The organism is Fundidesulfovibrio sp., from assembly GCF_058402725.1.
Genome location: NZ_JBZVFJ010000184.1, coordinates 1 through 5,606, shown reverse-complemented (window position 1 = coordinate 5,606; position 5,606 = coordinate 1). Strand labels below are relative to the sequence as shown.

Here is a 5,606-nt window from a genome sequence, read left to right as displayed (position 1 = left end):
GCACCGGGCGTCGCAGCGAGGCACGCGCGGGGCCGGAAGGGACTGGGGCGGCGCGACAACGGCGCGGCCGCCCCGCAGCAGGTGCGGGGCGGCCGGTCGAGAGGAGCCCGGCCTTGTCATCGGCCGGGCAGGTCGGCGCGGGGCGCGGCGTCCCCGCTCCGGGAGGAGCCTGCTAGGCGGCCTGGCGCTTTTCCCAGGCGCGCAGGGCGATCTTGAGGGCGCCTACGGTGAAGGTGTCGCAGTCGAGCTTGGGGAGCACGCGCGGCAGCAGGGGGCGCAGGTCTTCGTTGGAGAGGCCCCAGCATTCCCAGACCGGCTTGCCGGTGACGAGCCGGGTGAGGGCCTCGAAGCATTCCTTGCCGTATTCGCAGCCCGAGGCTTCGCCTCCGGCGGCGGCCACCACGTCGTCCTCGATGCGCAGTTCCACGCGCGTGGAGTTCTTGCAGGTGGTGCAGCCGTGCACGCCCACGGCGTTCGGGGCTTCCACGGGGATCGCGAGGGGCCGCGCGGTGGGGTCGCAGGAGGCGCTCTCGAGGGGAGCGGGACCTGCGGGTGCGGCGGCCTTGGCTTCGACGCGGGGGGCCTCTGTGGCCACCAGCTTGGGGGCGGGCTTTTCCTGCTCGATGCCCAGTTCCTTGCGCAGTTCGTCCAGGTCGATGACGCGGGGGTCAACCAGGGAGAAGCCGCAGCTGCCGCCCCAGTCCTGCACGTCGGCGAACGCGCCGTCGTAGCGCACGTCGTCGAGGATCAGGAAGTCCTGTTCTCCCAGGATGCGGTCCCAGCGGTGCACGAAGAAGCTGAAGCGGGTGGGGTCGAACCCGGCCACGTTGGTCCACTTCCAGACCATGTGGCAGTATTCGTCGTCGTAGCCCAGGAGGGCCAGGTAGCGCGCCTTGCTCTCCAGGTAGTGGCGGCGGCGCAGGAGCACGGCGTCGCGCCCGATGCCGGCCGCGTTGAAGGGAACTTCGCGGTGGTCCAGCTGCACCTTCACCGCGCAGTCGTCGTCGAATTTCATGCCGCAGGTGCTCGTGTTGCCGTTGCGCCACCAGTGGATGTACTTCTTGGTGTAGAACTTGCGGCCAAGAGTCTGGATGCGTTCAACGGTCTTGGACGAAACGGGATGCAGAGCCAGGTCGCAACGGCGACCGGTGATGGTCAGCGTAAGTTCCATGACTGTCCTCCTCACCTTGTATCGGGGGCTGCCCAGCCACCCAGGTTGTCGGGGCGCGCCCACGCCCCGTTTGCGCTCCTTTTTTCACAAATGATGCCAACTGCGTTTAGCACATAGTTTCATATGGTTAGACTTGTCGCACCAAATCGCCCTGCACCATACGGACGAATTCCTCGTCCCCTGCATTGACCCCCGCATCGCCCGGGGCTACCACGGAACCGGGCAGCGTGGTGGAATCAAGGCTCGCGGAGGGGCGAATGAAACAGCTGGGAACGCCGTTCCCCTGCACGTCCATGTGCTCGTTCATCATGGACAGCGTGGCGGACGGGGTCTTCACCGTGGACACCGACTGGGCCATCACCTACTTCAACAAGTCGGCCGAGGCGCTCACGGGCATCCCCATGGCCCGGGCCCTGGGGGCCAAGTGCTGGGACGTGTTCCAGACCAAGGACTGCAAGGACGTCTGCGTGCTGCGCGCCTGCATGACGGACGACCGCAAGATCGCCCACCGCATCATGCACATCCTGCGCGGCGACGGCACAACCGCCGCCGTGAGCGTTTCCGCCGCGCCCCTCAAGGACAACAAGGGGCGCATCATCGGCGGCGTGGAGACCCTGCGCGACCTCACCGGCGGCTTCGACGACGCCCGCCACGTCTGCTGGGGCTCCCCGGAAGACTTCTGCACCAAGGACCGCAGCCTCACCGAACTGGTGCGCATCCTGCCACAGGTGGCCCAGAGCGAGGCCACCGTGCTGTTGCTGGGCGAATCCGGCACCGGCAAGGAGCTTTTCGCCCGGGCCATCCACCGCCTTTCGGGACGCGCCAAAGGGCCATTCGTGGCCGTCAATTGCGGGGCGCTGCCTGAAAACCTGATGGAATCCGAGCTGTTCGGCTACAAGGCCGGGGCCTTCACCGACGCCCGGCGCGACAAGCCCGGCCGCTTCCAGCTGGCCGAGGGGGGCACGCTTCTTCTCGACGAGATCGGCGACCTGCCCCTGGCCCTCCAGTCCAAGATCCTGCGCGTGCTCCAGGAGCGCGTCTACGAGCCCCTGGGCGGCGTGGAGAGCGCGACCGCCGACGTGCGCGTGGTGGCTTCCACCAACCGCGACCTGGCCCGCATGGTGGACGAAGGCTCCTTCCGGGGCGACCTCTACTACCGCCTCAACGTGGTGCAATTCACCCTGCCGCCCCTGCGCGAGCGCTCCCAGGACGTGCCCCTGCTCGTGGACCACGCCCTGCGCCACCGCCGCCGCGCACAGGGCAAGGACATCCGGGGCGTCGCCCCCGAGGCCATGCGGCTGCTCAACCGCTACGGCTATCCGGGCAACATCCGCGAACTGGAGAACATCCTGGAGTACGCCTGCATCCTCTGCCCGGGGGGGCTCATCCAGGTGGACCACCTGCCGCGCACCTTGCGCCCGGCCATCCGGCCCGCCACCAGCGACGGCCCCATGACCATGGACGAGGTGCGCTACCACGCCGCCGTCAAGGCCGTGAAGCGCAATCTGGGCAATCGCAACGCGGCCTGCCGCGAGCTGGGCATCTCCAAGGACACGCTGCGTAAAATCCTCAAACTGAACGGAGCGGACGAAAAATAAGTCCGTTTCAGCTGCGGACGTTTTTTTCGTCCGCCCGGTCCGGGAGCGTCCACGCCATGTTCTCCGACAACCGCCGCTGGCTCAAATGCGCGCTTGCCGCGCTGCTTCTCGCGGCCATCGTCCTGGCCGGGGCGGATGGCCCGCCGGGCGAGCGCTCCCTGGCCCACTGTCTCGAACAACCCAACGCCTGCGACGGCGCGCGCCTGCACATCAACCATGCGGTCGTCCTCGACACAGGCCCCGAGGGCTTTCGCTTCGCCACCCGCAAAGGCCTCGTGCTCGTGCGGGGTCTCTGGCCCGAGGCCAGGGCCGGGGACCTGGTGGACATGGCGGCCGTCTTCCGTCCGCCGAACCTGCTCGCCCCCACCCTGACCCATTTTCACCTGGACCGCGCCTTCAAGGTCTGGGGCTCGCTGGCCGCCGCCCTCGCCGCCTGCGGCCTTTTCCTCCGCGCCCTGCTCCGCGCGCTGCGCGCCAGACCCTGAGGCCTCATGCCGGACCTCATCACGCACCTCTGCGCGGCGCAACTCGCCCGGCGCGGCGGCGAACGCCTCGCCCGCCGGGACCTCCCGGAGTTTCCCGCCGCCTGCTGGCTCCTCGGCAACTGTCTCCCGGATCTCCTGGCCCGCGTGCCGGGGATGTTCACCGCCAGCCGGGCCGTCCAACTGCTCCACGAGCCCATCCCCTGCCTCCTGGCCTGCTACGCCCTCTGCCTGCTCCTGCCGCAGGGGCTGCGCAAGCAGGCCTTCGCCTGGGCGGCCATGGGCTCGCTGCTCCACCAGGCCCTGGACATGCTCCAGAAGACCGTTGGCGGCCCCTCGCAATTCTGGCTGTACCCGTTCTCCTGGCGCAGCTGGGACCTGGGCCTCTTCTGGCCCGACCAGGCCATCCTCGCCGCGCCGCTGCTGCTCGCCGCCGTGGTTGGCGTGGAAGCCGCGCGACGCCATGCGACGCCGTGGGGAAAAGGGCCGGACAGACGCTGATGATGCCCCCCAGAGGTTGCGGCTGAACGATCGTCGCATCGTGCTGCCTATGACAGGCTTCGTCGGCCGATCAACCGTCCCCCGCACCTCGTCGCCTCCCCCGTCCGGGGCCTTGGCCTCCGGCTGCGCGCCGGACTCGCCTCCGCCTCCGCCGCCGGTCTGCGAAGCAAACAGAACCACTTCGTGGTCACCGGGCGACCAAGGCATGTCGCCCCACGGGTCGCGGCCCCGCTGCACCGCTGGCTTGTAGGCGTCCAGCGCCAGTTTGGGCGCGTTGGGAGTCGCCGAAATATCGATCAAGACGCCTTGACAATCATGTCGCCGATAGACGAGGAGTAGAAAAATCAACCTCAGTGAAGCGCGGTATGCCAGATGAATCAGCCTGCACTCCATACGCCCAACGACCAGCCCAACCGGCAGCCGACGTCGTGGACCGTTGCCGGTAATTGGCAGCACTACATATCTTTTTTGTCCGCTATCGACACCGCCAGATGATCGCGGATTCTTTCTATTCATTCATGGCTGGCCAAAAACCTGAACAGCACTCGGAACCAGAATCACCAAACAATGCACGGCATGCGTTTTTATTCCGGCACATACCTATGTGGCGCGCTGCGCGCTCACGCCACGAATCAACCACACCAACTATTCGCAATGCACGCCCATGAGGTCTCTATGCCCAGATGGAAACGAATTCTTATATCCATTGCACCTGTGCTTTTGGCAATCCCCCTGAGCATCTTAACAGTTCGCCTGATCAATCAGTTTTTAAGGTAAACATGTCATTACTCTACAAAAACGGTGACGCTGCCGAGTACATTGTGGAACGGACCACACTGTACACATATATTTGTATATGTGCATACTATGACATGGCCAGAACATTTAACTGGTGTACCGCGCCATGAAACTAGCTATCAATTTAATACAATCTACCGTTGCCCATGCAATTGCATACGTCATCGCCTACTACGCCATGATTGCTCCATACATCGAGCACTGCTCAGGCATTTCAAACAGATGAAGCAGGGCGCTCTATCGCGCCCTGCTTGCTATAGCTTCTGTCGACTTTCGCGCAACTACTCTGGGCGGCGTTGCCCAGGGCCGTACGTCGGATCGTAAACCCCATCCCGCCCCGTCGTCTCCAGGATATGCCGTCTCTGCGCCTCATTGCGGCGGTACTGCGCTTGCTGTTTGGGCGTCAACGGGTCCGGGGTGTAAGAGACGGAAGGATATTTCACATGATCCTTAGCCCAATCTTCAACAATCGTCTTAGTCGCCACACCAACTCCAGCGGCGACCGCTTCTCGTGCGCCGCGGCTTAGCGGGTTGTTTATTGGATCCGAACCATCGTTGTCCTTGGGCCTTAGCGCGGCCCCAACGACAGTTCCAGCACCCCTCCCTGCCACTGATGCCGCCCAATCCGGCACGGGCTTCTTTTCCTCCCTCCAGGTCCCGCCGAGAACATGAACTCCATCCCCGGGCGCTCCTTCAAATTGGCGGACGCCCTGCTGCGGATTGTTGGCCGCCTCGCGCATCTCTTTCTCCGCCTGGGTCTGCTGGTGTTCAGGAATACCGCTGGCGACCGCTGCCCTGGACTCCTTTTCAAATGAAGTCATCCCGCCACCTCCCCCGTCCGGGGCCTTGGCCTCCTGCTGCGCGCCGGACTCGCCTCCGTCGCCGGTCTGCGAAGCAAACAGAACCACTTCGTGATCACCGGGCGACCAAGGCATGTCGCCCCACGGGTCGCGGCCCCGCTACACCGCTGGCTTGTAGGCGTCCAGCGCCAGTTTGGGCGCGTTGTCCATCTGGCCGTTGTCCATCAGGTAGCTCATGGTCAGGCCCCGGATGCCG

5 protein-coding genes are annotated in these 5,606 nt (G+C 65.3%); 3 read left to right on the top strand and 2 right to left on the bottom strand.

Annotation, left to right across the window (positions count from 1 at the left end; all coding sequences use genetic code 11):
* Positions 1 to 172: 172 nt before the first annotated feature.
* A complete protein-coding gene (locus ACV4UX_RS16865) occupies positions 173 to 1,171 on the bottom strand; it encodes an iron-sulfur cluster assembly scaffold protein (RefSeq protein ID WP_491594446.1) in 999 nt (332 codons plus the stop codon).
* Between the two features lie 257 nt (positions 1,172 to 1,428).
* On the opposite strand from ACV4UX_RS16865, the gene ACV4UX_RS16860 reads away from it, so the two are divergent.
* From ACV4UX_RS16860 to ACV4UX_RS16850, 3 genes are read left to right on the top strand one after another with little or no spacing between them, the layout of a single operon-like run.
* On the top strand, positions 1,429 to 2,769 hold the full coding sequence (locus ACV4UX_RS16860) for a sigma-54 interaction domain-containing protein (protein ID WP_491594445.1): 1,341 nt from the start codon (positions 1,429 to 1,431) through the stop codon (positions 2,767 to 2,769).
* Between the two features lie 56 nt (positions 2,770 to 2,825).
* The gene (locus ACV4UX_RS16855) at positions 2,826 to 3,254 is read left to right on the top strand and encodes a hypothetical protein (RefSeq protein ID WP_491594444.1); all 429 of its coding nucleotides are present in this window, start codon (positions 2,826 to 2,828) and stop codon (positions 3,252 to 3,254) included.
* A gap of 6 nt (positions 3,255 to 3,260) precedes the next feature.
* Positions 3,261 to 3,752 carry a hypothetical protein gene (locus tag ACV4UX_RS16850; protein ID WP_491594443.1) on the top strand — a complete coding sequence of 164 codons (492 nt, stop codon included), beginning with the start codon at positions 3,261 to 3,263 and terminating at the stop codon, positions 3,750 to 3,752.
* Positions 3,753 to 4,831: 1,079 nt separating this feature from the next.
* Here ACV4UX_RS16850 and ACV4UX_RS16845 read toward each other — a convergent pair.
* Positions 4,832 to 5,371: a hypothetical protein gene (locus ACV4UX_RS16845; protein WP_491594442.1), complete on the bottom strand. Its 540-nt coding sequence runs from the start codon at positions 5,369 to 5,371 to the stop codon at positions 4,832 to 4,834.
* Positions 5,372 to 5,606: the final 235 nt, after the last annotated feature.

Excerpts from the sequence above, each read along its gene's own strand:
- ACV4UX_RS16865 (WP_491594446.1), bottom strand. The coding sequence starts at position 1,171 with ATGGAACTTACGCTGACCATCACCGGTCGCCGTTGCGACCTGGCTCTG.
- ACV4UX_RS16860 (WP_491594445.1), top strand. The coding sequence starts at position 1,429 with ATGAAACAGCTGGGAACGCCGTTCCCCTGCACGTCCATGTGCTCGTTC.
- ACV4UX_RS16855 (WP_491594444.1), top strand. The coding sequence starts at position 2,826 with ATGTTCTCCGACAACCGCCGCTGGCTCAAATGCGCGCTTGCCGCGCTG.
- ACV4UX_RS16850 (WP_491594443.1), top strand. The coding sequence starts at position 3,261 with ATGCCGGACCTCATCACGCACCTCTGCGCGGCGCAACTCGCCCGGCGC.
- ACV4UX_RS16845 (WP_491594442.1), bottom strand. The coding sequence starts at position 5,371 with ATGACTTCATTTGAAAAGGAGTCCAGGGCAGCGGTCGCCAGCGGTATT.